This is a genomic window from Methylobacterium marchantiae, from assembly GCF_042679825.1.
Taxonomy (GTDB): Bacteria; Pseudomonadota; Alphaproteobacteria; order Rhizobiales; family Beijerinckiaceae; genus Methylobacterium; species Methylobacterium marchantiae.
In genome coordinates, this window is sequence record NZ_JBHTND010000010.1 from 78,314 (window position 1) to 103,740 (window position 25,427).

General features: G+C 70.5%; 27 protein-coding genes. 22 read left to right on the plus strand and 5 right to left on the minus strand.

Going from position 1 to position 25,427, the window contains the following annotated elements:
- Positions 1-169: 169 nt before the first annotated feature.
- Genes ACFQ4G_RS09390 through ACFQ4G_RS09405 form a run of 4 tightly spaced genes read left to right on the plus strand, consistent with a single transcriptional unit; the run spans position 170 to position 2,845 of the window.
- Positions 170-742, plus strand: a complete 573-nt coding sequence (locus ACFQ4G_RS09390) for a phage tail tape measure protein (protein WP_238206782.1) — start codon at positions 170-172, stop codon at positions 740-742.
- Between the two features lie 22 nt (positions 743-764).
- Positions 765-1,400, plus strand: coding sequence for a DUF2460 domain-containing protein (locus tag ACFQ4G_RS09395; protein WP_238206653.1), 636 nt, complete (start codon positions 765-767; stop codon positions 1,398-1,400).
- A 15-nt stretch (positions 1,401-1,415) separates the two neighbouring features.
- Positions 1,416-2,309 (plus strand): DUF2163 domain-containing protein, encoded by an 894-nt coding sequence (locus ACFQ4G_RS09400; RefSeq protein ID WP_238206655.1) that lies wholly within the window; start codon positions 1,416-1,418, stop codon positions 2,307-2,309.
- Between the two features lie 20 nt (positions 2,310-2,329).
- Positions 2,330-2,845 (plus strand): NlpC/P60 family protein, encoded by a 516-nt coding sequence (locus ACFQ4G_RS09405; protein ID WP_238206656.1) that lies wholly within the window; start codon positions 2,330-2,332, stop codon positions 2,843-2,845.
- Here ACFQ4G_RS09405 and ACFQ4G_RS09410 read toward each other — a convergent pair.
- Complete coding sequence (locus ACFQ4G_RS09410; protein ID WP_238206658.1) at positions 2,779-3,063, minus strand: addiction module antidote protein; 285 nt, start codon at positions 3,061-3,063, stop codon at positions 2,779-2,781. The genes ACFQ4G_RS09405 and ACFQ4G_RS09410 overlap by 67 nt on opposite strands.
- Complete coding sequence (locus tag ACFQ4G_RS09415) at positions 3,060-3,365, minus strand: type II toxin-antitoxin system RelE/ParE family toxin (protein ID WP_238206660.1); 306 nt, start codon at positions 3,363-3,365, stop codon at positions 3,060-3,062. Before ACFQ4G_RS09415 ends, ACFQ4G_RS09410 begins: the two co-directional genes overlap by 4 nt.
- A 107-nt stretch (positions 3,366-3,472) precedes the next feature.
- Between ACFQ4G_RS09415 and ACFQ4G_RS09420 the strand changes: the two genes are divergently transcribed.
- The 8 genes from ACFQ4G_RS09420 (at position 3,473) to ACFQ4G_RS09455 (ending at position 12,292) form a co-directional block, all read left to right on the plus strand.
- Positions 3,473-7,381 carry a baseplate multidomain protein megatron gene (locus ACFQ4G_RS09420; protein ID WP_238206662.1) on the plus strand — a complete coding sequence of 1,303 codons (3,909 nt, stop codon included), beginning with the start codon at positions 3,473-3,475 and terminating at the stop codon, positions 7,379-7,381.
- A gap of 47 nt (positions 7,382-7,428) precedes the next feature.
- On the plus strand, positions 7,429-8,997 hold the full coding sequence (locus ACFQ4G_RS09425; RefSeq protein WP_238206664.1) for a DUF2793 domain-containing protein: 1,569 nt from the start codon (positions 7,429-7,431) through the stop codon (positions 8,995-8,997).
- Between the two features lie 70 nt (positions 8,998-9,067).
- Positions 9,068-9,778, plus strand: a complete 711-nt coding sequence (locus tag ACFQ4G_RS09430; protein ID WP_238206666.1) for a lysozyme — start codon at positions 9,068-9,070, stop codon at positions 9,776-9,778.
- A 44-nt stretch (positions 9,779-9,822) separates the two neighbouring features.
- A complete protein-coding gene (locus tag ACFQ4G_RS09435) occupies positions 9,823-10,407 on the plus strand; it encodes a hypothetical protein (RefSeq protein WP_238206688.1) in 585 nt (194 codons plus the stop codon).
- Between the two features lie 37 nt (positions 10,408-10,444).
- Positions 10,445-10,795, plus strand: coding sequence for a hypothetical protein (locus ACFQ4G_RS09440; protein WP_238206690.1), 351 nt, complete (start codon positions 10,445-10,447; stop codon positions 10,793-10,795).
- Between the two features lie 35 nt (positions 10,796-10,830).
- Positions 10,831-11,037, plus strand: a complete 207-nt coding sequence (locus ACFQ4G_RS09445; protein ID WP_238206692.1) for a hypothetical protein — start codon at positions 10,831-10,833, stop codon at positions 11,035-11,037.
- Between the two features lie 143 nt (positions 11,038-11,180).
- Positions 11,181-11,546 carry a PepSY domain-containing protein gene (locus ACFQ4G_RS09450; RefSeq protein WP_238206783.1) on the plus strand — a complete coding sequence of 122 codons (366 nt, stop codon included), beginning with the start codon at positions 11,181-11,183 and terminating at the stop codon, positions 11,544-11,546.
- Between the two features lie 68 nt (positions 11,547-11,614).
- A complete protein-coding gene (locus ACFQ4G_RS09455) occupies positions 11,615-12,292 on the plus strand; it encodes a response regulator transcription factor (protein ID WP_238206694.1) in 678 nt (225 codons plus the stop codon).
- A gap of 15 nt (positions 12,293-12,307) precedes the next feature.
- On the opposite strand, the gene ACFQ4G_RS09460 is transcribed toward ACFQ4G_RS09455, so the two are convergent.
- Both ACFQ4G_RS09460 and ACFQ4G_RS09465 read right to left on the minus strand, forming a co-directional pair.
- Positions 12,308-12,712, minus strand: a complete 405-nt coding sequence (locus ACFQ4G_RS09460) for a type II toxin-antitoxin system VapC family toxin (protein WP_238206696.1) — start codon at positions 12,710-12,712, stop codon at positions 12,308-12,310.
- A complete protein-coding gene (locus tag ACFQ4G_RS09465; protein ID WP_238206698.1) occupies positions 12,712-12,951 on the minus strand; it encodes a type II toxin-antitoxin system VapB family antitoxin in 240 nt (79 codons plus the stop codon). Before ACFQ4G_RS09465 ends, ACFQ4G_RS09460 begins: the two co-directional genes overlap by 1 nt.
- A gap of 116 nt (positions 12,952-13,067) precedes the next feature.
- Here ACFQ4G_RS09465 and ACFQ4G_RS09470 point away from each other — a divergent pair, with 116 nt between their 5' ends.
- From ACFQ4G_RS09470 to ACFQ4G_RS09515, 10 genes are all read left to right on the plus strand, one after another.
- On the plus strand, positions 13,068-14,483 hold the full coding sequence (locus ACFQ4G_RS09470; RefSeq protein WP_238206700.1) for a sensor histidine kinase: 1,416 nt from the start codon (positions 13,068-13,070) through the stop codon (positions 14,481-14,483).
- Positions 14,484-14,679: 196 nt separating this feature from the next.
- The gene (gene ccmI / locus ACFQ4G_RS09475) at positions 14,680-16,230 is read left to right on the plus strand and encodes a c-type cytochrome biogenesis protein CcmI (RefSeq protein WP_238206702.1); all 1,551 of its coding nucleotides are present in this window, start codon (positions 14,680-14,682) and stop codon (positions 16,228-16,230) included.
- A 175-nt stretch (positions 16,231-16,405) separates the two neighbouring features.
- Positions 16,406-16,930 (plus strand): cytochrome c maturation protein CcmE, encoded by a 525-nt coding sequence (gene ccmE / locus ACFQ4G_RS09480; protein WP_238206704.1) that lies wholly within the window; start codon positions 16,406-16,408, stop codon positions 16,928-16,930.
- A gap of 46 nt (positions 16,931-16,976) precedes the next feature.
- Positions 16,977-18,986 (plus strand): heme lyase CcmF/NrfE family subunit, encoded by a 2,010-nt coding sequence (locus tag ACFQ4G_RS09485; protein ID WP_238206706.1) that lies wholly within the window; start codon positions 16,977-16,979, stop codon positions 18,984-18,986.
- Positions 18,983-19,450, plus strand: a complete 468-nt coding sequence (locus ACFQ4G_RS09490; protein ID WP_238206708.1) for a cytochrome c-type biogenesis protein — start codon at positions 18,983-18,985, stop codon at positions 19,448-19,450. Before ACFQ4G_RS09485 ends, ACFQ4G_RS09490 begins: the two co-directional genes overlap by 4 nt.
- Positions 19,451-19,755: 305 nt before the next feature.
- On the plus strand, positions 19,756-20,103 hold the full coding sequence (locus tag ACFQ4G_RS09495; RefSeq protein WP_238206710.1) for a hypothetical protein: 348 nt from the start codon (positions 19,756-19,758) through the stop codon (positions 20,101-20,103).
- Positions 20,104-20,289: 186 nt separating this feature from the next.
- Positions 20,290-21,969, plus strand: a complete 1,680-nt coding sequence (locus tag ACFQ4G_RS09500; protein ID WP_238206712.1) for a methyl-accepting chemotaxis protein — start codon at positions 20,290-20,292, stop codon at positions 21,967-21,969.
- A 123-nt stretch (positions 21,970-22,092) separates the two neighbouring features.
- The gene (locus ACFQ4G_RS09505) at positions 22,093-22,815 is read left to right on the plus strand and encodes a DUF1007 family protein (protein ID WP_238206715.1); all 723 of its coding nucleotides are present in this window, start codon (positions 22,093-22,095) and stop codon (positions 22,813-22,815) included.
- A complete protein-coding gene (locus ACFQ4G_RS09510; protein WP_238206717.1) occupies positions 22,806-23,822 on the plus strand; it encodes a nickel/cobalt transporter in 1,017 nt (338 codons plus the stop codon). Before ACFQ4G_RS09505 ends, ACFQ4G_RS09510 begins: the two co-directional genes overlap by 10 nt.
- Before the next feature lie 97 nt (positions 23,823-23,919).
- On the plus strand, positions 23,920-24,633 hold the full coding sequence (locus ACFQ4G_RS09515; protein ID WP_238206719.1) for a hypothetical protein: 714 nt from the start codon (positions 23,920-23,922) through the stop codon (positions 24,631-24,633).
- Between the two features lie 76 nt (positions 24,634-24,709).
- Here ACFQ4G_RS09515 and ACFQ4G_RS09520 read toward each other — a convergent pair whose 3' ends face one another.
- Positions 24,710-25,294, minus strand: a complete 585-nt coding sequence (locus tag ACFQ4G_RS09520; protein WP_238206721.1) for a histidine phosphatase family protein — start codon at positions 25,292-25,294, stop codon at positions 24,710-24,712.
- Positions 25,295-25,427 lie beyond the last annotated feature (133 nt).

Consider the following 25,427-nt stretch of genomic DNA (forward strand, 5'->3'; position numbering starts at 1 on the left):
AGGTGAGCCGGGACCCGGCACGACGAGCGCCGCGAAAGCGGCTCGTGCCGGGCGGTGCCACGGATGCTTCGCGACTTCCTCGGATGGACCCCGGATCGCCCTCCGCTTCGCTCCGGGCGTCCGGGGACTCGGGAGGGTGGATGCAGAACCGATCATCGAGGAGACCCCCATGGCCGACACCGAGATCGACCGCGCCGCCGCCGCGCGGGCCAGTCAGCTGAGCATGCTGGACCGACTGGCCCAGAAATTCGGCGACAGCCTGAGCAAGGCCTTCACCAGCAATGTCGGCGCGGCCAAGCAGCTCGAAGGGGCGCTGAGCTCCCTCGTGTCCAAGCTCGCCGGCATGGCGGGCAAGGCCCTGTTCGACCCGGTGAAGGGCGGGATCGACTCCCTGGTGAGGAGCCTGATCGGTTCCGGCGCATCGAGCGCGACCTTCGCCAAGGGCGGCGTGTTCTCCGGCGGCCGGGTGCGCCCCTTCGCCGGCGGCGGCGTGGTGGCCGCGCCCACCTACTTCCCCATGCGCGACGGGACGGGCCTGATGGGCGAGGCCGGGCCGGAGGCGATCCTGCCGCTGGCACGCGGCAGCGACGGCCGGCTCGGCGTCGCGGGGGGTGCCTCGGGGCGGCCGGTCTCCGTCACCGTGAACATCGCGACGCCGGATGCGGAGAGCTTCCGCCGCTCGGAGGCGCAGGTGGCCGCCGCCCTCGCCCGGGCCGTGTCCCGCGGCCGCCGCGCGTCCTGACCACCATTCAAGGAGGCCCGCGATGGCCGGCGATTTCCACGAGGTCCGCTTTCCCCTCGACGTGGCCCTGCGCGGCAGCGGCGGGCCGAGCCGGCTCACCGAGATCGTGACGCTCGCCTCCGGGCGCGAGCACCGCAACAGCCGCTGGGCGGATTCGCGCCGGCGCTACGATGCGGGTTTCGGCATCCGCACCCTCGACGCCCTGCATGCGGTGCTCGCCTTCTTCGAGGAGCGGCGCGGGCGCCTCTACGGCTTTCGCTACCGCGACAGGATCGACCATCGCTCCGGGCCTCCGTCCCAGGCTGTCGGGCCGGGGGACCAGCTTCTCGGCCTCGGCGACGGCACGACGCGGGTGTTTCCGCTGGCCAAGACCTACGGCACCGGGCCGCTGCCCTACCGCCGGCCCATCGCCAAGCCGGTGGCCGAGACCGTACGCGTGGCGGTGGCGGGTGCGGAGCTTCCGCCCGCGGCCTTCGCCTGCGACGGCACTACCGGCCTCGTCACCCTCGCGGTGGCGCCCGCCATCGGGGCGGCGGTGACGGCGGGGTTCTGGTTCGACGTTCCCGTCCGCTTCGATACCGACGACCTCAGCGTGGACCTCTCGGCCTTCACGGCGGGCGAGATCCCGACCGTGCCCCTCATCGAGATCGTACCCTGACCGGAGCCTGGACGCATGCGCGACATCCCGCCCGCCCTCGCCGCGCATCTCGCCGGCGGGTCCACCACCCTGTGCCATTGCTGGTCGCTGACCCGGCGCGACGGCCTCACCCTCGGCTTCACCGACCATGACCGCGACCTCACCTTCTCCGGCATCGGCTTCGCCGCCCGCTCGGGGCTGGAGGCCGCCGAGGCGAGCGCGGAGCTCGGCTTCGCGGTGGGCGGCGGCGAGGTGGCCGGGGCGCTGACCTCCCTCGGCATCGCGGAAGAGGACGTGGCGGGCGGGCTCTACGATGCCGCCACCGTCGAGACCTGGCTCGTCGACTGGACCGATCCGGCGACCCGCCTCCTCCTCGATATCGGCACGATCGGCGAGGTCCGCCGGGCCGGCAGCGCCTTCGTCGCGGAGCTGCGCGGATTGATGGACCACCTCGACGAGGAGCGCGGCCGGACCTTTCGCGCCACCTGCGATGCCGATCTCGGCGACGCGCGCTGCCGCGTCGACCTCACCGATCCGCGCTACCGCACCACCGGGACCGTCCTCGCGCCGACCGCGCCGGGGGAGATGCTGGCGGCCCTGGCGGGCGCCTTCGCGGACGGCACCTTCACCGGCGGGCGCCTCACTTGGATTACAGGGGCCAATGCCGGGTTCGCCAACGACATCCGGGCCCAGCGGCCGGGCGACGGCGGCACCCGGATCGCGCTCTGGCAGGAGCCGCCCCGCGCCATCGCCGCAGGGGACGCGTTCGGCCTGAAGGCGGGCTGCGACAAGCGCTTCTCCACCTGCGCCGGCACCTTCGCCAACGCCCCCAACTTCCAGGGCTTCCCGCACATGCCGGGCAACGACTTCGTCATCCGCAGCATCGGCGGCTCGGGTGCGCCCCTCGACGGCGGCAGCCTGTTCCGTTGAGCCGACCAAAGGAGGTCGCGATGCTGGATTTGCAGCACATCGTCGCCGAGGCGCGGGGCTGGATCGGCACGCCCTACCGGCATCAGGCCTCGCTCAAGGGCGTCGGCTGCGACTGTCTCGGCCTCGTGCGCGGGGTCTGGCGCGAGTTCCTGGGGCCTGAGCCCGAAACCGCTCCGCCCTATTCGGCGTCCTGGGCGGAATCGGCGGCCCATGGCGCCGACCCGATGGCGGAAGCGGCCCGGCGCCACCTCGTCGCCATGCCGGCTCTTTCGGAGATCTACGAGCCGGCGGCGGGCGAGGTCCTGCTGTTCGCCTTCCGCCTGCATTTGCCGGCAAAGCATTGCGCCATCGCCTGCGGCGGCGGGACGATGATCCACGCCCATGACGGCGCGGCGGTGACGGAGGTCGCCGTGACGCGGTGGTGGCGCCGGCACATGGTGCATGTGTTCCGGTTTCCGGATGTCCCGGTTCAGGAGTGCGGCAGGACCGTGAGCTTCACGCCGAGCCCATCCATGACCTTGCGGACGGTCTCGTAGCGGAGCTTCGAGCCGGGCGAGAACGCCTTGTAGAGACTCTCCCGGCCAAGCCCGGAATCCTTGGCGATCTGCGTCATGCCCCGCGCCTTGGCCACATCGCCGAGAGCCGCCAGAAACACTTGAGGATCCGGATCTTCGAGGGCGGCGGCGAGATACTCGGCGATCGCCTCGTCGGTGCCGAGATACTCCGAAGCATCGAAGGGCGTGAACTCCGTCATGGCGTGCTCCGATCAAGCATGGAGAGCATTGTGATGGCGTCTTGAATATCCCGAGACTGGCTCGCCTTGTCGCCGCCTTTAAGCAGCAGGTAAACGGTCTCGCCTCGGCGCGCATAATAGATCCGGTAGCCCGGACCGTAATGGATGCGCATCTCGAAGACACCGCTCCCGACAGACCTGGTATCTCCAAAATTGTCATAGCTCGCCGATCGTAGGCGGGCAGCAATTCGGGCCTTCGCGCGCTCGTCGCGCAGGCCCTTCAGCCAAACCTTGAATCGGTCCGAAAGCAGGATCGTCGGCATACGAACTTGTATCCAGTCGGATACGAACTCTCAAGCCCGCGGCACGGTCCGCCTCGCGCCATCCTCGCCTCGAAGAAACATCCCCCTCCCTCTCGGAGCCCTTCCGCATGGCCACGCTCATCCTGCAGACGGCCGGGGCGGCTCTCGGGACCGCGCTCGGCGGCCCCATCGGCGGGGCCGTGCTCAGCACGCTCGGCGCCATGGCCGGCGGGGCGATCGACAGCGCCCTGTTCGGTTCGCGCGCCGGGCCGCGCTTCGTCGAAGGCCCGCGCCTCACCGACATCGCCGGGCTCGCCTCCACCGAGGGCGAGCCGATCAAGCGGGTCTATGGCCGCGCCAGGGTCGGCGGCACGCTGATCTGGGCGACGCGCCCCCTGGAAGTGGCCAATACCAGCGTCCAGCGCGCCGCGTCCGGGGGCAAGGGCGGCTCCGGTCAGAAGACCGTGACCACGACCTATGCCTATTTCGTCGATCTCGCGGTGGGCCTGTGCGCGGGCGAGGTGGCGCATATCCGCCGGGTCTGGGCGGATGGGCGCGAGATCGACCTCACCACCCTGAACGTTCGCCTGCACCGGGGCGGCGCCGACCAGGCGCCCGATCCGCTGATCGTCGCCAAGGAGGGAGCGGACAGGGCACCGGCCTATCGCGGCCTCGCCTACGTGGTGTTCGAGCGTCTGGCGCTGGCCGATTTCGGCAACCGGGTGCCGCAGCTCGCCTTCGAGGTGATCCGCCCCGTGGAGGGGCTCGCGGGCATGATCCGTGCGGTCTGCCTCATCCCCGGCTCCACCGAGTTCGGCCTCGATCCCCGCACCGTCACCGAGGATGCGGGGTTCGGGACCACGCGGGCGGCCAACCGGTTCCAGTTCCAGGGTGCGAGCGACGTCACCGCCTCCCTCGACGCCCTCCAGGCCCTGTGCCCGCGCCTCACCCGCGTGTCGGTGGTGGCGAGCTGGTTCGGCAGCGACCTGCGCGCCGGCCAGTGCACGGTCACCCCCAAGGTCGACCAGCCGAAGAAGACGACCCTCGGCGATACCTGGAGCGTCGCCGGATTGACCCGCGATCGGGTGGAGACGGTCTCGACGGCGCCGGCCGGGGGCGCCGCCTATGGCGGCACGCCCTCCGATACGGGGCTCGGCCGCCTCGTCGCCGAGCTGCGCCGGCGCGGTCTCGAGGTCGTGCTCTATCCGTTCGTGATGATGGACGTGCCCGCCGGCAACACCCTGCCCGATCCGCGCGATGCGGGCGCCAGCCGCCAGCCGCCCTATCCCTGGCGCGGACGCATCACCTGCATGCCGGCCCCCGGCCAGCCGGGCAGCCCGGACGGAACCGCCGCCGCGGCTGCGCAGATCGCGGCCTTCTTCGAGGGCCCTGACGGCTACCGCCGCTTCCTCCTGCATTACGCCGACCTCGCCGCCGGATGGGCGGCCGAGGGACATCCGCTCTCCGGCTTCATCATCGGCAGCGAGTTCCCGAGCCTCACCCGCGTGCGGGGCGGGGACGGGCGCTATCCGGCGGTGGAGGCGTTCCGATCCCTGGCGCAGGAGGTGCGCGCCCGCCTCGGGGCCGGCGTGGCCCTGGTCTACGCGGCCGACTGGACCGAGTACGGCGCCCATGTCCGCGACGGCGGCGCGACCGTGCGGTTTCCCCTCGACGCGCTGTTCGCCGATCCGGCCATCGCGGCGGTCGGCATCGATTACTACCCGCCGATCAGCGACTGGCGCGACGGCGCGAGCCATGCCGACCTCGCCGAGACCGACAGCCTCTACGACACGGCCTATCTGAAACGCCGCCTCGGCGCCGGTGAGGCGTTCGACTGGTACTATGCCGGCGACGCCGAACGGCGGGCGCAGGTGCGAACCCCCATCACCGACGGCGCCGCGGCCAAGCCCTGGATCTACCGGGCCAAGGACCTCGTCTCGTGGTGGTCGAACCCGCATCGGGAGCGCGACGACGGGATCGAGACCGGCACGACGGCGTGGATTCCCCGATCGAAGCCGATCTGGCTCACCGAGATCGGCGTCCCGGCCGTGGACCGGGGAACCAACGGGCCGAACGTGTTCCCCGACCCGAAATCCTCGGAGAACGCGGCCCCGCCCTTCTCCGGCAATTTTCGCGATGATCTGATCCAGGCGCGCGGCCTCACCGCCATCCTCACCCGCTTCGATAACGCCCTGCCCGGTCACGAGCCGGCTCATAACCCGGTCTCGCCCCTCTATGGCGGCCCGATGGTGGCCCCGTCCTCGATCTTCGTGTGGTGCTGGGACGCGCGGCCCTTCCCGGCCTTCCCGGATTTCGACACCGTCTGGGCCGATGCCGAGAACTGGTCCCTGGGTCATTGGATCACAGGACGGATCGAGGGCCTGGAGCTCGACCGGCTGATCCGGGCGATCCTGGCCGATCTCGGCATCGCCGCGCCCGCCCGGATCATCGCCGATGCCTGGCTCGACGGCTACGTCATCGACCGGCCGATGTCCGCGCGCGCGGCTCTCGAGCCCCTCGCCCAGGTCTACGGGCTCGACGTCTCGGCCGTGGGCGGCAGGCTCGATATCCTCGGCCCCCGCCGCGAGAACCCGGTCGCCCTCGCGTCCGGCGATCTCGTGCTCGCCGAGCGGAGCCAAGCGCCGCTGAGCCTCGTCCGCGCCGAGGAATCCGAGTTGCCGCGCGCGCTCACCCTCGCCTTCTGCGACGGCGAGAGCGCCGATTACCGGACCGCCACCGCATCGGCGATCCGCCCCACCGGCCTGAGGCGGCGCGAGAGCCGTGCCGACGCCCCCATCGTGACCCGCAGGGAGAGCGCGGAGTCCCTCGCCGAAGCGCTCCTCGACAGCGCGATCGCCGGACGCGACAGCGCCACCTTCCGGTTGAGCCCGCGCCGGATCGACCTCTCGCCCGGCGACCTCCTGTCCCTGCCCGGCGCCCGGCAGCCCCATCGGATCGTGCGCATCGCCGACAGCGCCGGCGGCCGGCGCGTCGAAACGCGCGCCGTCCCGGTCCACGGTTCCCGGCCGGGCGCCTCTCGCGGCCGCGACGACAGGGGATACAGGCCGCCGCCCTCCATGGCCGGGCGGCCCTTCGCCTGCGTCCTCGACCTGCCCGTCGACAGGGGCAGCCCGACGATCCTGCAATACCTCGCCGTCTCGGCCGATCCCTGGCCCGGCGAGGCGGCGATCTGGCGCTCGGCCGGCACGGACGGCCCCCTCGGCCTGCACCGCATCGTCGATTATCCCGCCTGTCTCGGCGAGACCCTCGGCCTCCTGCCGCCCGGGCCGCTCTGGCGCTTCGACCGGGGGACCCGGCTCGACGTGCGCCTGCGCCATGCCGGCGCCCTGTCCTCCATCGAGGAGAGCGCCGTGCTCGCCGGCGGCAACCTGTTCGCCCTCCGGGATGCGGATGGCGCGGTCGAGATCATCGGCGCGGCGAGCGCCGAACTGATCGGCCCCGGCACCTATCGCCTCGGCCGGCTGCTGCGCGGCCTCATGGGGAGCGAAGATCTCGCCGCGCGCGAGAATCCGGCCGGCTGCCTCGTCGTGCGTCTCGACGACGGGGCGGTCGTGCCCCTGGTGGACCGGCTCGACGAGGCCGGCCGGCCCTTCCGCTACAGGATCGGGCCGGCCGCCCGCGATCCTGGCGATCAGAGCTACCTGGAACTGCAGGCGAGTGCCGGCCTCCTGCCGCTCCTGCCGCTGTCACCCGTGCATCTGGCCGCGCGGCGCGAGGCCGGCGGGATCAGACTGTCCTGGCTCCGCCGGGCGAGGCGGGACGCGGATGGCTGGGAGGCGGCGGACATCCCGCAGGACGAGGCCGGCGAGACCTACCTCGTCGAGATCCACGGGCCGGGCGGCGCGATCCTGCGCAGCGTCCGGACGAGCGAGCCGGCCCTCCTCTACGCCGCCGACGACGAGGCCGCCGATTTCGGCACGCGGCGGACCCTCATCGAGGTGAGCGTCGCCCAGGTCGGGACCGTCGCCGGTCGAGGTCCGAGCCGACGCACCATCCTGCCCGTCCGCTTCGCCTGAACGACCCGAGACCCGAGACCCGAGACCCGAGACCCGGAGCTTCCGCCATGTCCGAGACGACAGCCAACCTCGCCCTGCCGCTGATCGCGGCGGCGCAGGCGGGAAAACACGTCACCCACAACGAGGCCCTGGCGGTCCTCGATACGATCGTGCAGCTCGCCTGCCTCGACAAGGACCTCACGGCCCCTCCGCCCTCCCCCGTCGAGGGAGCGCGCTACCTGATCGCCGACGCGTCGCCCACCGGCGCCTGGACGGGCCTCGCCGGGCGCATCGTCCATTTCCATGACGGGGTCTGGGACGGGATCGCGCCGAAGGCCGGGTGGATCGCCTATCTGGCGGACGAGGACGCCTTCTACCGTTTCGACGGCACCGCCTGGAGCACCCTCTCCCGGACCCTCTCGACGCTGCAGGATCTCGGCCTCCTCGGCCTCGGGACGGGGGCGGATGCGGAGAATCCGTTCGCGGCCAAGCTCAACACGGCGCTCTGGACCGCGCGCGGCACGAGCGAGGGCGGCAGCGGCGACCTGCGATTGGCCCTGAACAAGGCGGCCACGGAAAACGTCCTGTCGCTGCTCCTGCAGACGGGGTTCTCGGCCCGCGCCGAGATCGGCCTCCTCGGCGACGACAGCCTGACGGCCAAGGTCTCGGCCGACGGCACCGGCTGGGCCCATGCCTGGAGGGTCCTGCCGAACAACGGCTATGTCGGGTTCGGCTCGGCCGCCGCGCCCGGCGGTCCGCTTCCTGTCGCCCCGATCTTCGTGTCGGGCTCGATGACCGGCGCGCTGCTCCAGCTGGAGAATTACAGCGGCTCCTCGTCCGCCGTGGTCAACATCACGGCACGGATCGCTCGCGGCACCCCGGCCGCCCCCACCGGCATTCTCGCCGGAGACCGGTTCTTCGGGTTCTTCGGCCGTGGCTGCCTGGCGACAGGGGGATTTTCGGGCAACGCGGTCACCTTCAACGGCGTCGCCGAGGAGGATTTCACCGCCACCGCGCAGGGCACGCTCGTGGATTTCCAGACGACGGAGATCGGCACGGTGACGCGTCGCTCGGTGGTCAAGTTCAGGGGAAACGGCGCTCTCGAACTCGTCGCCCGCGCCGGCACGCCCGATTTGGGGCTAGCGCCCGGGCAGATCGTGTTCGATGGCACGGCCGCCGCCTTCAAGGGCTATCAGGGGACGCGCTGGTCCCGCCTCACGAACCTGCCGCGTTTCTCCGCCTCGATGAGCGCGGATGCGACGATCCCCGCCGCCGCCTGGACCAAGGTGGCGTTCAATACCGCCGAGGTGAACGATCAAGGCGCGTTCGTGACCGCGACGAGCCGGTTCGTCGCGGCGGAGGCCGGCACCTACACGTTCGGCGCCGGTCTCGCCTTCCGAAAGAGCGGAGGCGCGTCGCCCACCGCCCTTCAGGCGCGCTTCTACCGCAACGGTGCGGCGGCACCGCGCCATCGCGCGGCGGTGACCAACCTCGTCGACGGCGTCTCGACCCTGTCCCTCACCGGGACCCTCGCCCTGAATGCCGGCGATACGGTGGAGGTCTTCGCCCATTTCACCGGCGCGGCAGGCGGAATCCTCGCCGCCGACAGCGCGTTCTGGGGCCTCGCGACGCCCTGACCCTTCGGGATTTCACCCGACCTCGCGCGGCCGCCCATCCCGTCCGACCCCCCATTCCCCGGAGTGAACCATGGATCTCAGCGCCATCGGCAGTGCCGTGCTCGTCGCCCGCGAGGGACGGCGCCTCGACGCCTACCGCGATTCCGTCGGCATCTGGACCATCGGTGTCGGTCATACCAGCGCCGCGGGGCCGCCCGTCGTGACGCCGGGCCTGCGGCTGACGGCGCAGGAATGCGACGCCGTCTTCGCCCGCGACGTGGGGCGCTTCGTCCGCAGCGTCGGGGAGGTGGTGCCGGCCGGCCTGCCCGACCATGCCTTCGATGCCCTGGTCTCTCTCTGCTTCAACATCGGCGAGGGCGCCTTCCGCCGCTCGACGGTGGTGCGGCGCCTGAAAGCGGGGGACCGCGCGGGCGCCGCCAAAGCGATCCTGCTGTGGAACCGGCCCGCCGCCCTGATCCCGCGCCGGAGGGCCGAGTACGACCAGTTCCGGACACCCTACGGAGAGGCTCTGCCGCGAGCCCGCTCCACCGATCCCGCGCCGGTCTCGCGCCCGGCGGCAGCGCCACCGTCCGGTCAGATCGAGACTCAGGTGAGCCAGCCGGGAAGCGTGCCGGGCCCGGCCGTGGCGTCCGACCGCCGCCCCCTTCCCCGCACGTCCTCGACTCCCCGCACGCCCTCGACCCGCCCCGCGCCGTCGCGGCGCAACGCGGCGTCTCCGCCCGCCGGTGCCTGGGCGCGTCTCAAGGCCTCGTTCCGCAGGCTCCTCGGCCTCGCCGCCTGAGCGGGCGGCGCGATCCTTCCCCCTGCTTCATCCCGGAGATTGCCATGACACGCACGAGCCTCGTCCTCGGCGGCCTTGCCAGGTCCCTTGCCAGGTCGCTTGCCAGGTCGCTTGCCACGTTCCCTGCCGCGCTCCTCGCCTCCTGCGCCGCCTCGCCCTGCCTGGCCTCGCCCCTGGTGGCGCCTGCCGAATCGGCGATCCTCCTTCCCTGGGGCGACGCGGTGATCGCGGTGGCCCAATCGGTCACCGCCTTCCTGGTCCCCCTGGCGATCACGGCGGCGACGGCCGCCATCGCACGGATCGCCGGGCCCCTTCGCGTCCTGGTCACGACCGCCCTCGTCGAACGCCTCGTGCGCAATGTCGGCGATTACGCGATCAATGCCGTGGCCGGGGCGGTGCGGGGGCGGGTTCTGTCGGTGCCGGTGGGATCGGTGGTGATCGCCCGCGCCGTCCAGCGGGCGCTCGACCAGGCACCCTCCTGGCTGATCGCGGCCGCGGGCGGCACGGAGGGGCTCGCGGAGAAGGTCTTCCGCAGCCTGCCCCTCGACGCGGAGGCCACCGCCGGCAACACCCTGGCGCTCGCCCTCGACGCCCTGCAGGCGGGGCGCGAGCTCGGATCGCCGGCCTGAACGGGGCTTCGCGGGCAGCGGAAGGGAAAGGTGTCCCATGGACAGGATCGCCCTCGAAGCCGCCCGCCTCCTGTTCTCGGAGGCCGGTGCGGGCTGGATCGTGGCCGTCCTGCTCGGCTTCGCCTGCCTGCACCTCTACCGGGAGACCGTGCGGGCTCAGGAAGCCCGGATCGGTGATGCCGGTGTCAATGCCACGGCCTTGGAGCGGGCGTCCCAGGCCAATTCCGCCGTGGCGCTCGCCATCGAGAGCCGGACCCGGGTGCTCGAAGACCTCTCCCGCCTGGCGAGCGAGATCGCCCACGGCGTCGACCGCAGCGACGAGCGGGCGCGGGAGAAGTTCGACGAGATCCTGCGCCGCCTGTCCGAGCCTCGCCACGAGGGTCGATGACGTCCCACGCCACGCCCTTCCGGAGAACCGGTCCGATGACGCGCCTCGCCCGCCTGTTCCACCCCTCCTCCCGGCTGCGCGCCGCCTGCGGCCGCCTCCAGGCCGCCGAGACCGGGTTCGAGCGCTCGATGACCGACCTGCGTCAGGCGGCCCTCGACCATATCGCCCGCCAGCATCTCCTCGGGATGGCGTTGCGGGCGACCCTGCAGCGCCCGGCCTCGCACGGCGCCGGCGGCTCGTGACGCCGAGTGTCGGGAACCGGACGGTCCCGGTTCGGCTTGCTCGCTCGCAGCGTTTCGCTCCACCATCCGATCCTCCGCGGTCGAGCCCCGACCGACCCCGCATTCAGGGCGCATTCAGTGCCCGGAGACCATTGACGTCACCCATGCGCATCCTCCTCGCCCTGCTGTTCATCGGCCTGACCGTCGCGGCCTTCGCGACGGGGCCGATTCGCACGCTGGCGGAGGAGAAGGCGACGGCCGAGATCGCGGCGCCGATCCACCCGGTTCCGCCGAGCGAGAGCTGCCTCAGCCCCGCCGACCTGCGCGAGGCCGTGGCGGACAAGCGGGTGATCGAGCCGGTGGCCGCGATCCGCGCGGCGCGGACCGTGATCCCGCGGGCCGAGATCCAGCGGGCCAGGCTGTGCCGGCACGAGGACGGGCTCGCCTATCTTCTGACGGCCTTGCGCCGGGACGGACAGTTCGTCCACGTGCTGGTGGATGCCACCACCGGGCGGGTCATCGGTCAGTGAGGGCGGCGGACCTCATCCGTCTCCGCGACGGGGGCCTCACAGCCGCCTCATCTTGGGAGTGAATCGCAGTGCGTCTGCTCGTCGTCGAGGATGACCGGGACATCAACCGGCAAGTGGTGAACGCGCTCGAGGAGGCCGGCTACGTCGCCGACAAGGCCTTCGACGGCGAGGAGGGCGCCTATCTCGGCGAGAGCGAGCCCTACGACGCGATCATCCTCGATATGGGCCTGCCGAAGGCCGACGGCGTCACCGTGCTGCAGAAATGGCGCCGCGCCGGCATCAAGACGCCGGTCATCATCCTCACCGCCCGCGACCGCTGGTCGGACAAGGTCGACGGCTTCGATGCCGGGGCCGACGATTACGTGACCAAGCCGTTCCACATGGAGGAGCTGATGGCCCGCGTCCGCGCGCTCCTGCGCCGGGCCACCGGGCACGCCACCAGCCAGATCTCCTGCGGGCCGGTCGTGCTCGATACCCGCTCGGGCCGCGTCTATGTCGACGGCAACCCGATCAAGCTCACGAGCCACGAATACAGGCTGCTCGCCTATCTGATGCACCATACCGGCCGCGTGGTCTCGCGGGCCGAACTGACCGAACACCTCTACGACCAGGATTTCGACAGGGATTCCAACACGATCGAGGTCTTCGTCGGGCGCCTCAGAAAGAAGCTCGCGGTGGACCTGATCCAGACCGTGCGCGGCCTCGGCTACCTCGTCGACCCCAACCAGCCGCCTTCGCGGGTGTAGGCCTCCAGCAAGTATTCAGGGCGAGGCTTGCGCGATATCCGTGTGAATGAAGTCTTGGCCCTTGAAGAGGAGTGGGACGCCATTGTTCTTGGCGACCGCATAGGCGAAGCAATCGCCCATATTGAGCTGCGCGGGATGCCCTCGTCCCTTTCCGTATGTGTCGAACGCATCGAGAGCGATAGACGCATCGAGAGCCGTTACATCAACGACGCGGATCGGGACGGCATCGAGGAACATCTGCACGTCGATCCGAGCTTCACGGATACCGCCCTGCTTGGTTCGTGCGATTCCCAGCACCGATTCGTAGACGGCGATGGGCGACGTGATCAATGTCGTCGCGCCCTCGATGCAGATGCTCAGATGCGACGCATCGGATTCTCCCGTCAGGATGGCGACGATTGCCGAGGCATCGACAAACATCAGATATCGCCGCTCATCTCGTCATAGAAGGCCTTATCTGCCTTGAGGCCGGTATCAGACCGAGACGCGATGCGTTCCCTGATCGGACGGATACGGTCCCACAGGGAGAGCTTTTCGTCCTCGCGCTTGAGCTCGTTGCCCACGCCGAGCTTGATGGCTTCCGTCAGAGAAATGTGCTTGCGCTCGGCGAGACGCCGCACGAGGCGATCCGCTTCCTCGTCGCGAATATGAAGAGCCATGGTCCGTTCTCCTTCCACGAGACGTGTACATAATATTGATAGGCCGTCTACACCACCTCTGTGCTTTACGGAGCTCGCGTTGTCGGCTTCTCTCGAATATCCCGGAATAGCCCCATATGACCGCCTTCCCCGCCTGGCTGCCGTTCCGGCGCCGCTCCATCGCCGTGCGGCTGGCGGGCTCCGCTCTGCTCGCCAGTGCGGCGATCCTGCTGATCGCGGCCTGGATCCTCACCACGCTCTACCGCGAGAACACCGAGCGGTCCTTCGACAGCCGGCTCCTGGTCTACGCCAACAACCTCGCCACCGACCTCGTCTCGCCGAACGACCCCGAGAGCCGCTCCTTCAACCTCAGCGATCCGCGCTTCGACCTGCCGCTCTCGGGCTGGTACTGGCAGGTGGGGCGGCCGGATGCGCGCCCGCGGGATCTCCGCACCTCGCGCTCCCTCGTCGGCGTGCCGCTGAAGCCGGCGGGTACCCCGGACACCAATGCCGGGATCGGCCAGATCCGCCAGGGCTACGGCAAGGCCCAGGACGACCGCCCCCTGCGCATCATCGAGCGCGACGTCGATCTCGGCGAGGAGGGGCGCTACACCGTGCGCGTCGCCGGCCCGGCCGACGAGATCGAGAACGATGTCGGCCGCTTCCGCTTCTCGCTGATGGTGACGTTCGGCCTGCTCGGCCTGTTCCTGGCGCTGACGACGCTGCTCCAGATCCGCTTCGGCCTCGCGCCCCTGGCCAAGCTCCGCACGGCGCTCGGCGCGATCCGCCGGGGCGAGGCCGACCGCATCGACGGCGAGTATCCGCGCGACATCGCGCCGCTCGCCGGCGAGGTGAACCTCCTGATCGAGACCAACCGCGAGATCCTGGAGCGCGCGCGGACGCAGGTCGGCAACCTCGCCCATGCCCTGAAGACGCCGCTGTCGATCATCGTCAACGAGGTCGGCGCCAGCGACGCGCCGGACGACCTCGCCGCGAAGATCCGCGAGCAGGCGGCGGTGATGCGCGACCAGGTCAATTACCACCTCGACCGGGCGCGGGCGGCGGCGCTGGCCGGCACGCTCGGGACCTCCACCGAGGTCGAGCCGGCGCTCGCCGGCCTGGTGCGCACCTTCGGCAAGATCTACCGCGACAAGGACATCGCCTACGAAGTCCATGTGCCGGCGGGCCTGCGCTTCCGCGGCGAGCGCCAGGATTTCGAGGAGATGATCGGCAACCTCGTGGACAACGCCTCGAAATGGGCCCGCAGCCGCGTGGCGATCCGCGCGGAAACGGTGAGCGAGCACCATTATCCCCACCTTCTGGTCTCCATCGAGGATGACGGGCCGGGCCTGCTGCCGGAGGATCGCGCCGCGGTGCTCGGCCGCGGTCGTCGCCTGGACGAGACCAAGCCCGGCTCGGGCCTCGGCCTCTCCATCGTCGCCGATCTCGCGGCCCTCTATCGCGGCCGGTTCCGCCTGGAAGAGGCCCATCTCGGGGGCGTCAGGGCCGTGATCGAGGTGCCCGGAGACGCGCCGAATGCCAGCGCCGGATGAGTCTCGCGGCGGTGGCGGCCCCGTGCCGCCCTTTGCGAAATGCTCCGAATGGTGCTTCAGACGACGACGCGTCGAAGCCGGGGGCGTTCGTTCCCGTCCGAAACCGCACAGGTTCGCGTGACACCGTGTCGCCGGACCGGTCCCTGCGCTCAGGCCCGTCCGGCGCTTACATGCTGTGATGTGGGTCTGGGGTAAGATGACGGCGATCTGGTTCATTCTGGCGGCGATGACGGGGGGTACCGTGCTGGCCCTGCTCTGGCCGATGTCGCCCTGGTCCAAGGCACGGCGGGCTGAGGCCGTCCCTCGGCCGCAGGCCGGAGCGCTCGCCACCGAGACCGGATTCTACGAGGATCAGGTCCGCGAGATCGAGCGTGACCTCGCCCGCGGGCTGATCGCGCCCGGCGAGGCGGAGGCCGCCCGTACCGAGGCGGCACGCCGTCTCCTCCGCGCCAGCCGCGAGCGCCCCGAGACCGCCGCCGACGGCATGGCCGAACCCGCCCTGCGCCAGCGCCGTGCGGCATCGGCCTTCGCGCTCTCGACGATCCCCCTCGTGGCGCTCATCGCCTACGGCCTCTACGGCTCGCCGCACATGCCGTCCCAGACGGCGGCCGACCGGCAGGCGGCCCAGTCCGGCGGACAGGACATGCTCAAGGCCATCGGCCAGATCGAGGCGCGTCTCGCCAGCGATCCGAGCGACGGCCGCGGCTGGTCGGTCCTCGCGCCGGTCTATGTCCGTCTCGGGCGCTTCGACGATGCGGCGCATGCCTACGAGGCGGCGACCCGAATCCTCGGCGAGACGCCGCAGCGGCTCTCCGATTGGGGCGAGGCTCTGGTCGCCGGCGCCAACGGGACCGTGACGCCCCGCGCGAAGGAGATCTTCGAACGCGCCGCGAGCCTCGATGCGAACGTCGCAAAGCCGCGCTTCTACCTCGCGCGCGCCGCGGAACTCGACGGCGACATCCCCGGCGCGATCCAGCGGCTCACCGCCCTGGTGGACGGCGCTCCCGCCGATGCGCCCTGGCTGCCGCTGGTGCAGGAGACCCTGACCCGCCTCAGGGGCGAGACGCCCGGAACGGCCAGGCCCGACGCATCCGGCACCGAAGCGTCTCAGACCGGACCAGGTGAGACCAAGCCGGGTGGGGCTGGACCTGCGGCCGCGCTGCAGGCGATGCCGGCGGCCGGCCGCGATGCCGCGATCCGCGGCATGGTGGAGGGTCTCGACCAGCGCCTGTCGGACAAGGGCGGAAGCGCCGACGAATGGGTCCGCCTCGTGCGCTCCTACGGCGTGCTCGGCGATCGCGAGAAGATGAAGGCGGCCCTCGACCGGGCCCGGGCCGCGCTCGGGAACGATGCGGAGGCGACGAGCCGGCTCGACGAACTCGCACGCGAGTTCAAGCTCGCCGCGGCGCCCGTCCCTGCGGCACCCCCGGCCAACGCCGCGGACGCGGCCGAGCGGGCCGGGACGGATGCGGCCGTGGCCGCCGTGAAGGCGATGCCGGCGCCCGAGCGCGACGCCGCCATCCGCGGCATGGTCGCCGGCCTCGACCGGCGCCTGGCGTCGAAGGGCGGTACGGTGGACGACTGGCTGCGTCTCGTCCGTTCGTACAGCGTATTGGGCGAGCGCCAGCAGGCGAGCCATGCCCTGGATCGCGGGCGCATGGCCCTCAGCCCCGATGCCCGCGCCATGGAGAAGCTCGACATCCTCGCCCAGGAACTCGGCCTGCGGGGAGGCAACGACAAGCCGTGATGCAACCGTCGGTGAACGGTGCCCCCTGACAATCCGCCCCGGTCCAGGCCCTTGACCCGGACTGCCATGGGGCCGAAACCCAAGGCAAGCCAAACGACGGGACGACCGGATCTGTCATTCCGAGCTTCCTGAGCGCCCGATCATGAGGCGCCAGAACCGAAACGGGACGAAACTCGTGACTCGCAAGAGCCGCCGCCTGATCCTGATCGCCGCCTGCGGCGCCGTGCTCGCTCTGGCGCTCGGCCTGATCCTCTCCGCCATGAGCGGGTCGATCGTGTTCTTCCGTTCGCCCACCGAGGTCACCGCGCAGGGTGTGGCTCCCGGCACGCGCTTCCGCCTCGGCGGGCTGGTCAAGGAAGGCTCGCTCCAGCGCGGCCCGGATCAGAACATCGACTTCGCCGTGACCGACACCAACGCCACCGTGCAGGTCCAGTATCGCGGCTTGCTCCCGGACCTGTTCCGTGAAGGCCAGGGCATCGTCGCCGAGGGGCGGCTGGAGCCGGGCGGCATCTTCCGCGCCGATACCGTCCTCGCCAAGCACGACGAATCCTACATGCCCCGCGAGGTCGCCGACGCCCTCAAGGCGCAGGGACGGTGGCAGGAAGGCGGCGCCAAGGGCGCTGCTGCCTCAAAAGAGAGTCCCGTCGGCGTGAAGACGGCGGACGGCGAGCCGGGTCTCGGGCGCCGCAGCGAACGATGATCCGCATGGCTGTGACGCGTAGAGCCCTAGGGAAGGACATTCCGACGTGCTGATCGAGGTCGGACATTTCGCGCTAGCGCTGGCGCTGGCGCTCTCCCTCGTCCAGGCGGTGATGCCGGTCTGGGCCGCCCGCTCGGGCGACGCAGCCCTGCGGGCCGTGGCGACGCCGGCGGCACTCGGCGCCTTCGCCTGCATCCTGTTCTCGTTCGCGGCGCTGACCTACGCCCATGCCACGTCGGACTTCTCGGTCCAGAACGTGATCGAGAATTCGCACACGGCCAAGCCCTTCCTCTACAAGCTCTCCGGCGTATGGGGGAACCACGAGGGCTCGATGCTGCTCTGGGTCCTCATCCTCGCCCTGTTCGGCGCCCTGGTCGCCGTGTCGCGGAATTCGGTGCCGCCGGTGCTGCGGGCCAACACCCTCGCGGTCCAGGGCCTCATCACCTTCGTCTTCGTGCTGTTCATCATCACCACGTCGAACCCGTTCACGCGGGTGAGCCCGGCGCCGATGGAGGGCAACGACCTCAACCCGCTGCTGCAGGATTTCGGCCTCGCGATCCATCCGCCGCTGCTCTACGTCGGCTATGTCGGCTTCTCGATCACCTTCGCCTTCGCCATCGCGGCGCTCATCGACGGGCGGATCGACGCGGTCTGGGCCCGCGCCGTGCGGCCCTGGACCCTGATCGCCTGGAGCTTCCTGACGCTCGGCATCGCGATGGGCTCCTACTGGGCCTATTACGAGCTCGGCTGGGGCGGCTGGTGGTTCTGGGACCCGGTGGAGAACGCCTCGCTGATGCCCTGGCTCGCGGGCACCGCGCTGCTCCATTCCACCGTGGTCATGGAGAAGCGCGACGCGCTCAAGGTCTGGACGGTGCTGCTCGCCATCCTCACCTTCTCGCTGTCGCTGCTCGGCACCTTCATCGTGCGCTCCGGCGTCCTCACCTCGGTGCATTCCTTCGCCACCGACCCGACCCGCGGCGTCTTCATCCTGGCCATCCTGATCCTGTTCATCGGCGGCTCGCTCAGCCTCTTCGCCTGGCGCGCGCCGATGCTGCGGCAGGGCGGCCTGTTCGCGCCGATCTCGCGCGAGGGCGCCCTGGTGATGAACAACCTGTTCCTCGCCGCCGCCTGCGCCACCGTCTTCGTGGGCACGCTCTACCCGCTGCTGCTCGAATCCCTGACCGCCGAGAAGATCTCGGTGGGGCCGCCCTTCTTCAACTACACCTTCATTCCCCTGGCGGTGCCGCTCCTCCTCATCGTGCCCTTCGGCCAGACGCTGGCCTGGAAGCGCGGCGACGTGCACGCGGCCTCGCAGCGCCTGTTCGCCGCCATGGGCGCCGCCCTCGTCGTCGGCCTCGCGGTGACGGCCTGGACCTGGGGCGGTCCGATGCTGGCACCCATCGGCATCGGTCTCGGCGCCTACCTCATCCTCGGCTCGATCATGGAGATCGTGTCGCGGGCGCGCGGCTACGGCAACAGCCGGGCCCGGACGCCGAACGCCGTGTTCCGTCGCGCCATCGGCCTGCCCCGCTCTGCCTGGGGCACGGCCCTGGCCCATGGCGGCGTCGGGATCGTGGTTCTGGGCATCGCCGCGCAGGGCTGGGCCACGGAAGGGTTGAGCACGGTGAAGCCCGGCGAATCCCTCGCCTCCGGCCCGTATGTCGCGACCCTCGACCGGGTCGGCCCGCGCGCCGGCCAGAATTACGAGGAGACGACGGCCTTCCTGACCATCCGCAACACGGCCGGCGACGTCGTCGGTACGGTGGAGACCGGCAAGCGCTTCTATCCGAGCCGCAAGATGACGGTGACGGAATCGGGCCTGCTGACCATCGGCGTGAGCCAAGTCTATGCCAGCCTCGGCGAGGTCGTCCCCGGCGGAGCCATCGGTCTGCGGCTCTATTACAAGCCCCTGGTGCTGCTGATCTGGCTCGGCTCCGTGGTCATGGCCCTCGGCGGAGCCGTCTCCCTCACCGACCGGCGGATGCGGGTCGGTGCCCCGGCGCGGGCGAAGGAGAAGGCGAAGGCCTTGCCCGGCAATATGGCTGCGGCCGAATGATCGCCGGTCGTCTCCCCCGCGCGCTGCTCGCCCTGGCGCTCCTCTCCGGCTCCGCCGGTACCGTGCTCGCGGTCCAGCCGGACGAGGTGCTGCCGGATGCGAAACTCGAGGCACGGGCGCGGGACATTTCCTCCGGTCTGCGCTGCCTCGTCTGCCAGAACCAGTCCATCGACGATTCCGACGCGCCCCTGGCGCGCGACCTCCGACTGATCGTGCGCGAGCGGTTGAAGGCGGGCGACGACGACAAGCAGGTCCAGGACTACGTCGTCGGCCGCTACGGGGAATACGTCCTCCTGCGGCCGGTCCTCGCCCTGCATACGCTGCTGCTCTGGCTGACGCCGCTGGCGGCCCTCGGCCTCGGCATCTTCGGGATCTGGCGCCTGTCCCGCCGCCGGACCGAGGGCGAGGCCAAGCTGACCGCCACCGAAGAGGCCGAGATCGCCGCGCTGACCCGCCGCGACTGAGATCCGCATCCCCGCCACGAGACAGCAGGTCGGCCTTTCGCCTCGATCGAGAGGAGAAGGCGCGGACGTTCCATGAGTCGTTTGGGGCGTTCGGAGGACGGATTCGGTCTTCACATCCGGATCGTCATGCATTTTATACATGCAGCATGCGTTTTACTGCACAGCCATGCGCTCGCAACATTGATGCGTTGCAATATTCCCATCTTCGCAGCGCACCATGAAATCCGCATATGTCGGTCTCCCGGTGCAACCGGCTCTCCGAACGGGCACTCCCGGCGGACAGTAACCGCACAGGTTCCCTCATCATGCGCATCTCTTCAAAAGCTCTCATCGCCTCCGCGCTCGTGCTCGCCTCCGCCACCGCTTCCATGGCGACGGAACTCCAGCCCGCGAGTGCCCGCAGCGTCGATCTCGGCGCCTATCGCGGTTCGGCCTATTACACGGTGGAGAACGGCCGCTACCGCGTCGTCGCCACCCTGGCCAGCGTCAATTCCGGCAGCGACCAGCCGCAGGTGATCCGTCTGGTCACGACCCTCAACCCGGATCAGACGGTGCATCTCTCGGTGCCCGGCACCCTCGGCTCCGACGGGCGCGAGACCACGATCGCCTTCTCGCGCAGCGGCGACCGCGTCGACGTCGCCTCCGCCGACTGAGCGGAACAAGCGGCGGTTCCCGGACCATCCGGGAACCGCCATCGATCCTGAAGGCCGCTCCGGGAAAAAGCGGCCCGACAAATATTTCACAATGTTTTTCAATCGTTTAGCCGCCTCGATTTAAGCTCTCGGCAACGGGCCGCACGTCATCGACATCGCGAAAGCGTCAGATGGCGGATCGAGACGATGCACCTCTCCCTCGGTAACAAGCTCGCGGCGGTGATGGGGCTCCTCGCCCTCGGTGCCTGCGCCCTGTCCCTGTTCAACGATCGGGTCGTCCTGCATCGGCAGGCACGGGCGGCAGAGATGGATTCGGTCTGGGAACGGGCCCTGTCGGCCCAGAGCCTCGCCCTCGCGATCGAACGTACGGTGGTCGCGGCGGATGCGGTCTACACGGCCGACGATACCGAGGATGCCAGGGGCCGGTTCGACGCCCTGAAGAGCGCCCTCACCGAAGTCGGCCGGCAGCGGGAGGCCTTTCTGGGCCGGATCGCCGGGCACGTTTCCGATGCCGAGCGGCTGAGGCTCGATCTCATGCTGAAGGAGTTCCTGGCCTATCAGACCGATACGGCGGAACTCGGCCTCACCATTTCCCCGAAGGCGGCCCTCATCCAGGGTACGGACGAAGCGACCGTGGCCAGCCGCACCAGGATGGTGTCGTCGATCACCCGCATCGGCAAGGATACCCTCGTCCGTCTGGCCGACGAGCGGATCGAAGCGGCGGCGGAGATCCGGCATACGCGCAGCGTCAGTCTCGCCGCGGCGGGCGGGGTGATTCTCTCGACCCTGGCTCTCGCCCTGTGGCTCGTCCGCAAGGAAATCCGCCAGCCGCTGGCACAGCTCGGCGCGGCCATCGACGGTCTCGCCGCCATGGAACTCGCGCGCCCCATTCCGCTGACGGGACGGCGCGACGAGGTCGGGACCATGGCCCGCTCCATCGCCGTGCTGCGAACGGTCATCGTCGAGAAGGTCGAGGGCGACGCACGGGCGCTCGCCCGTTCCACGTCCGAAGCCGAGCGGGCCGCACGCCTGGAATCGGCGGCGCAGACCTTCGAGGCGGAGGCGCGGCTCGTGGCGCAGGACCTGTCGAGCGCCGCCGACGCCATGGCAGGGGCGGCCGAAGCCGTGTCCGAGGCCGTGCGCCTGACGCGGGACCAGACCGTCGTCGTGTCGCAGGGCGCGGCGGGCGCTGGACAGCAGGTGCGTCGGGCCGCGGCCGCCAGCGCGGATGTCGCCGAGGGCAGCGAGGCGATCGACCGGCAGTCCCGGATCCGCGACGGGCTCGGCGATCTGGCGCAGCGGGAGGTGGCGGCGACCCGCAGGGCCGCTGCATCCCTCACCGAGGCCGGGCGCGAGATCGGCACGGTCGTCGAGACCATCGCCACCGTGGCCGCGCAGACCAATCTCCTCGCTCTCAATGCCACGATCGAGGCGGCCAGGGCGGGCGAGGCGGGACGGGGCTTCGCGGTGGTCGCCGGCGAGGTGAAGGCGCTCGCCGCCCAGACCGCAAGCGCCACGGAAGCGATCAAGGGTCAGATCGAGGCCATCCGCGCTGCTGCGGAGGATACGTTTCGGGCAGTGGAGACGATCGGCGGAACGATGGAGCAGATGGCAGGTGCGGACGTCACCGTGGCTCTCGCCCTCGACGCCCAACGGATGGCGAGCGCCCGAGTCGCGGACAGCGTCGCCGATGCCGAGGCGAGTGCCGATGCGGTGTCGGGGGGAATCGCGACCGTCGAGGAGGCGGCCGCTTCGAGCGCGCGGGCAGCGGAATCGGTGAGGATCGTCGCCGGTCGCGTCGCGGCGGCGAGCCTCGCCCTCGATGCGCGGATCGCGGGGTTTCTGACCGGCGTCCGAGCGGCCTGAACCGGAGCCGCGCCTCGCTTTCGCCCCAGAGAGATCGGAGGAGATGTCTGCGGCGGCCGGACGATCGGCCGATGACGCAACGCGCGTTTAGATTTTCTTTACCTTGAATCGCGAGCGTCCAGCATGGCTTCGCCGATCGCTCCTTTCCTGGCTTCTCCTGCCCTGACTTCTCCTGCCCTGACTTCTCCTGGCTCGGCTTTCCCCTGGCTCGTGGCCCTCGTCCTCGGCCTGGGTCTGGCTGCTCCGGCTGAGGCCCATCCCCATGTCTGGGTGACCTCGAAGGCGGAGATCGCTTACGGCGAGGGCGGCAAGGTCACCGGCATCCGTCACGCCTGGACCTTCGATGCGAGCTATTCGGCCTTCGTAACGCAGGGCCTCGACGCCAATGGCGACGGCAAGCTGAGCCCCGACGAACTCGCCAATCTCGCCACCGAGAACACCGCCAATCTCGCGGAATTCGCCTATTTCACCAAGCTCAAGGTCGGCGGCAAGGAGCAGGGCTTCTCCGACCCGACCGAGCCGCGGATGGTGATGGAGGGCGACAAGCTCACCCTCAGCTTCCTGCTTCCGTTGAAGACGCCCGCCGCGCAGGGCCGCGGGGTGGCGGCGCTGGAAGTCTACGATCCGAGCTATTTCGTCTCGTTCAGCCTGTCCGAGGATGCGGATGCCGCCCGCCTCGTCGGCGCGCCGGCCGGTTGCGCCGCCACCATGACCCGGCCCAAGACCGAGCAGCCCAAGACCGCCGACGCCAAGCCCGGCATGTCGGAAGCGTTCTTCGAGGCCCTCACCAGCGCGTCGAACTACGGCGTCCAGTTCGCCAACCGGATCATCGTCGCATGTCCGTAGGCGCCGCCGTCGCCGGCACCGACGGCGCACGCGGCCGGCTCGCCTGGCAGGCGGCCCTCGCCCTCGCGGCGGTCGCCATCGTCGCCCTCGGCCTCACAGCACTGGTGCTGCTGCTCGGCTCCGGAGCGGCTCCCCCGCCGCCGCGCTCCCCGTTCGGCATCGGCTTTCGCGAGGCGGCGCCCTCCGCCACCGGGATCGGCGGCTGGCTGCTCGCCATGCAATCGAGCTTCTCGCGCAGCCTGCAAGCCACCGTCTCGGCGATCAAGCAGGGCGGAAGCTGGGGGCCGATGGTCCTGATCGGCTTCAGCTACGGCGTGTTCCATGCCGCCGGACCCGGCCACGGCAAGGCGGTGATCGCCGGCTACATCGTCGCCGGCGAGCGGGCACTGGCCCGCGGGTTCTCCCTCAGCGCCGCCGCCGCCCTGCTCCAGGCCCTCGTGGCCATCGCCATCGTCGGCATCGGCAGCCTGCTCCTCAACGCGACGTCCGCCGGGATGACGCGGGCGGGCATCGTGATCGAGACGGTGAGCTTCGCGCTCGTCGCGCTCCTCGGCCTCGCGGTGACGTGGCGGAAGGCCGGCCGTCTCGCCGCCCTGATGCAGGGAAGCAGTGCCGAGGCCTGCGCGACCGGCTGCGGACACACCCACCTCACCGACGCGGCCGCCATCGGCCGGCTCGATTCCTGGCGGGAGCGGGCGGGCGTGGTCCTCGCCGCCGGATCGCGTCCCTGCGCCGGCGCGGTCCTGATCCTCGTCTTCTCGGCCTCGCAGGGCATCCTGGCGGCGGGCATCGCCGCGACCTTCGCCATGGCACTCGGAACCGCTCTCACCACCGGCGCGCTGGCGAGCCTGGCAGTCTTTGCCAAGGCCGTGGCGCTGCGGCTCGCGGGCGGGCGCGGCTCCACCGGCATCATCGCTGTCGGAGGTCTCGAACTCCTCGCGGGCGCCTTCGTGCTCGTGCTGGGCATCGCCATGCTCTCGGGCCTCGCCGTGGGCGCCGGCGGATAAGATTTTCCTCGTCAGGACCGCCCGCTCCATGGCACGCTCGGCTTCACCTGCCGGGTCGAGGCGGGTTTTCCCGTGAAACCGGAGGGAGCTGGCAGGCATGGCAGCGGGTTTCGAGCATATCCTCAACTGGCGCCTGCTGGCCGGGTCCCACCCGTTTCCGGGTCCCGATGGCGGCACCTGCATCAACGAGGCGGCGATCGTCGCCGCGGGATTGCCGTACCGGACGATCCGCTCCTCCGCCGATTGTCCGCCCTGTTTCTCGAAACCTCTCGCCGCCTACGCGCTGGGCCTCAACGACGCGATGCCGGATGGCGAGCGGCCCCGATTGATGGCCTTCGTCCTGCGGCTGTCCGGCTCGGCGGATTCGCCGGAGATCGAGGAGAGGCGCACCCGCTTTCTGGCCATCGAGAGCATCCGCCGCATCCTGCCGCCCCTCCTCGACCGCGCGGGCTTCGCCGATCTCGCGTCCCGCTGCGACGAAGCGAGGGACCTCGATGCCGGTCTGTCGGCCGCACGGGCAGCCGAATGGCGCGGCGGAGCCGCTGCGGAGCAAGCGTCACGGCGGGGCGACTGGAAGCGCGGTGCCCTCGCATCGGCGGTGGCCCGCTGCGCCGCGGCCGCCGTGAAATCGGCCAAGGATGCCCGCTGCGCGGCGGAAGTGGCGGAGGGAGCGGCCCCTTTCGCCGAGGGGATCTGGACCTGCGCGGCGACCATTCTCGACAATGCCCTCGCCATCGGTCGGCAGGCGCCCGGCATCGATCTCGTTCAGGCGCGGGACCGGCTCGACGCGGCGAGGATCACCGCGGCCTGAAACGGCGATCACACCGATCGATGCGCCGGTTCGGCGATAGGCGATCCTCAGGTCGGCGGAGTGCCCGCCGTCCGCCTCACCCCTCGACCGGGCCAGAGGCGAGATCGAGTTCGGTGGTCTCGCAGTTGTCGAGCCAGATGCCGGTGAGGTGGAAGAAGAAAGTGCCGTGACCGACGACCGCGATGGTGCGCTCGCGCCGCTCTGTCAGCCAGTCGTGGAATCCCGTCACCCGTTGGTCGAACAGGCGGCGCGGCTCGATATGGACGCCGTCCGCGATCGGCTCGCCTTCGGCATGCCACCAGATCTCCGGCAGGTGATCGACGTCGAGATGCGGGAATTCCGCCTTCAGGATGGAGGCCGCGCGACCGACATCGCAGCTACTTTCCTGACATTCGCGATGGAGGACCTCCACGAGGATCTCGGGCTTGGCCGGATGATCGGCGAAGAGGCCGGCGGTGGTCTGGATGGCACGAGTGAGCGGCGAGGTCACCACGAGATCGAAGGGGATGTCCCGCAGACCTTCCCGTGCCGCCGCGACCTGGGCGAGCCCTCTCTCCGTCAGCCGGGCATCGATATGGCCGGGATCGCGCCCGGTGAGCCGGTGGGCGGCGTTGAAGGTCGATTCGCCGTGGCGGATACAGACGATGCGTGTCTCGGGCATGCAGGCTCGGATCGGGAGGATGGGGTGCGGGATCAGGCGCGTTGGACAAGCGCTTAGCTGCCGCGCCGTTCCGCGAAAAGGCCGGTCATCGTCGCGGCGTTCCCGACCGGACGGCAACGCTCCATCAACCTCG